Raw genomic sequence first — 2,565 nt, forward strand, 5'->3', positions numbered from 1 at the left:
GTACGGCCACATCGAGGAGCCGCGGCACCGGGTCGACCACGTCATGCGCCTGCGTGAGCTGCAGGACGAGACCGGTGGCTTCGCGGTCTTCATCCCGCTGCGCTACCAGCACGACTTCGTCGACTCGGCGGACGGCAAGATCCGTAACCGGATCCAGGCGCAGACCACGATGGCGGCCCCGGCCGAGTCGCTGCGCACCTTCGCGGTGTCCCGGCTGATGTTCGACAACGTGCCGCACCTGAAAAACTTCTGGGTCATGCACGGCCTGTCGGTGGCGCAGCTCTCGCTGAACTTCGGCGCCGACGACCTGGACGGCTCGGTGGTCGAATACAAGATCACCCACGATGCCGACTCGTACGGCACGCCGACCACGATGCACCGTGACGACCTGCTCAACATCATCTGGGACGCCGGCTTCCAGCCGGTCGAACGCAACACCCGCTACGAGATCGTCCGGGAGTACGACAAGCCGACCTCGCTGGCCGAGCGCCGCAGCGAGCCTCAGCAGGTCTGGGCGTAACGGCGGGACGCTCCCGGCGTACCCTCGTTGTTGTCATGACCGAAACCAAGAGTGAGCGCCGCCCGCGTCGCGACGCCGACGGACGCCTGTCCACCGTCGGCGACTTGCTGGGCGTCGCGTTCGCCGGTCTGGTCACCGGGATCGTCGTGCTGCTCATCTTCGAGGGCATCATGGCGCTGGCCCAGGCGTTCGACTTCGGATCCTCCAGCGGCTGGCTCGCGCTGATCCTGCCGGTGTGGCTGTTCACCGAGGAGTTCCGCGCGGCCGGCTACGGCGCATACCGGATCGTGGTGGCGGCGCTCGCCGCGGGCTTCGGCGTCGCGGTCGGCATGACCCTCGCCGGCCTGGCCGCCGCGACCTTCCCGCCGCTGGTCAGCGGGGCTGCCGGCGCCTTCGGTCTGACGGTCGTCTACTGCCTGGTCTGGTTCTACGGCCTGCGGTGGCTCAGCCACCGAGTGGGCTGACAGGAGTCGTCATGAGCCCCGCCGTCAAATACACGCTCGGCCGCCTGGGCCTGTTCGTCGTCGTCTTCGTGCTGCTCATGCCGGTGCCGCTGGCGTTCCTGGTCAAGGCGATGATCGCGCTGCTCGCGTCGGCGGCGTTCTCCTACTTCCTGCTGGCCAAGTGGCGCAACGAGATGGCCGAGCAGCTCGGCACGGTGGCGGAGCGCCGCCAGGCCGAGAAGGCGCGGCTCCGCGCGGCACTGGCCGGCGACGAGGCGGCCGCTGCCGCCGGCGACCGCGCGGCCCCCGCCGCCGACAAGGGCGACAGCAAGACCTCCTGATCTCCTGGTCTCCCGCCCCTCGGGCGAAGGCGTGCCGGGCGGGCTCCGGCCGGTGTGGCGGTCGGGCCGACTGGCCCGCTGACCTGCGCTTCGGCCGTCATCACGTCGAGGTAGGGGGCACATTGGCATGGCCGCCCCGTCTTGGTGCCATTGCCAAGCATCGATGTCAGGTGGTGCAGTGACGGGGCCCGAACCCCCTCTGACACCCCCCGGAGGTCGTTCATGAGACGACGCGTCACCGGTCTGGTCGCCGCCGCCACAGCCGGCCTGGCCCTGATCGCCGCTTCCCCCACCACCGCCCCGGCCGCCACCGCGGTGCCGCGGGCCGTGGACACCGCGGCCCAGTACGAGATCCACGACGTGCGCACGCTGGCCCAGCGCAACGTCATCGTGAGCACCGGCGCCGCGATCGACGGGCTGGAGCACGGCGTCGCGGAGATCACCGCGACCGGCCGCGAGGTCAAGGCCCTGCGCGCGCTCGGCTTCACCGTCAGCCCCGCCGCCGTCCCGGTGCCCAGCGGCGACGTGTCCACGTTCGACTTTCCCTCCCGCGACGCGGCGTACCACAACTATGCCGAGATGGTCACCGAGGTGAACGCCATCGTGGCGCAGTACCCGGCGATCGCCAGCAAGCGGGTGCTCGGCAAGTCCTACGAGGGCCGCGACATCGTGGCCGTCAAGATCTCCGACAACGTCGGCACCGACGAGGCCGAGCCCGAGGTGCTCTACGACGCCAACCACCACGCCCGTGAGCACCTCACCGTGGAGATGGCGGTCTACCTGCTGCACCTGTACGCGGACAACTACGCGAGCGACACCCGGGTCCGCAACGTGGTGAACAGCCGGGAGATCTGGATCATCCCGTCGGTCAACCCGGACGGCGCCGAGTACGACGTCGCGACCGGCAGCTACCGCTCGTGGCGCAAGAACCGCCAGCCCAACTCCGGCTCGTCGTACGTCGGCACCGACCTGAACCGCAACTACGGCTACCGCTGGGGCTGCTGCGGCGGCTCGTCCGGCAGCACGTCCTCGGACACCTACCGGGGCCCGTCGGCGTTCTCGGCGCCCGAGACCAGGGTGATCCGCGACTTCGTCAACAGCCGGGTCGTCGGCGGCGTGCAGCAGATCAAGGCCGCGATCGACTTCCACACGTACTCGGAACTGGTGCTCTGGCCGTTCGGTCACACCACCGCGAACACCACCACCGGCATGAACGCGGACCAGAACAGCACGTTCGCGACGCTGGGCCGGCAGATGGCGG

At 69.8% G+C, this 2,565-nt stretch carries 3 protein-coding genes and 1 pseudogene; all 4 read left to right on the plus strand.

Going from position 1 to position 2,565, the window contains the following annotated elements; all coding sequences use genetic code 11:
* Nucleotides 1-520, plus strand: a pseudogene (locus tag DMB66_RS58935) (aminofutalosine synthase MqnE); the annotation flags it as partial.
* A gap of 35 nt (nucleotides 521-555) precedes the next feature.
* Nucleotides 556-984, plus strand: a complete 429-nt coding sequence (locus tag DMB66_RS58940) for a hypothetical protein (RefSeq protein WP_125812608.1) — start codon at nucleotides 556-558, stop codon at nucleotides 982-984.
* A gap of 11 nt (nucleotides 985-995) precedes the next feature.
* Nucleotides 996-1,304: a DUF4229 domain-containing protein gene (locus tag DMB66_RS58945; protein WP_125812609.1), complete on the plus strand. Its 309-nt coding sequence runs from the start codon at nucleotides 996-998 to the stop codon at nucleotides 1,302-1,304.
* Nucleotides 1,305-1,526: 222 nt separating this feature from the next.
* On the plus strand, nucleotides 1,527-2,565 hold a 1,039-nt coding region (locus DMB66_RS58950), incomplete at its 3' end, for a M14 family metallopeptidase (RefSeq protein WP_148112942.1).

Source organism: Actinoplanes sp. ATCC 53533 (assembly GCF_003947245.1).

What these genes read in the sequence shown, in the direction of transcription:
- DMB66_RS58940 (WP_125812608.1), top strand. Translation starts at nt 556, where the DNA reads ATGACCGAAACCAAGAGTGAGCGCCGCCCGCGTCGCGACGCCGACGGA.
- DMB66_RS58945 (WP_125812609.1), top strand. Translation starts at nt 996, where the DNA reads ATGAGCCCCGCCGTCAAATACACGCTCGGCCGCCTGGGCCTGTTCGTC.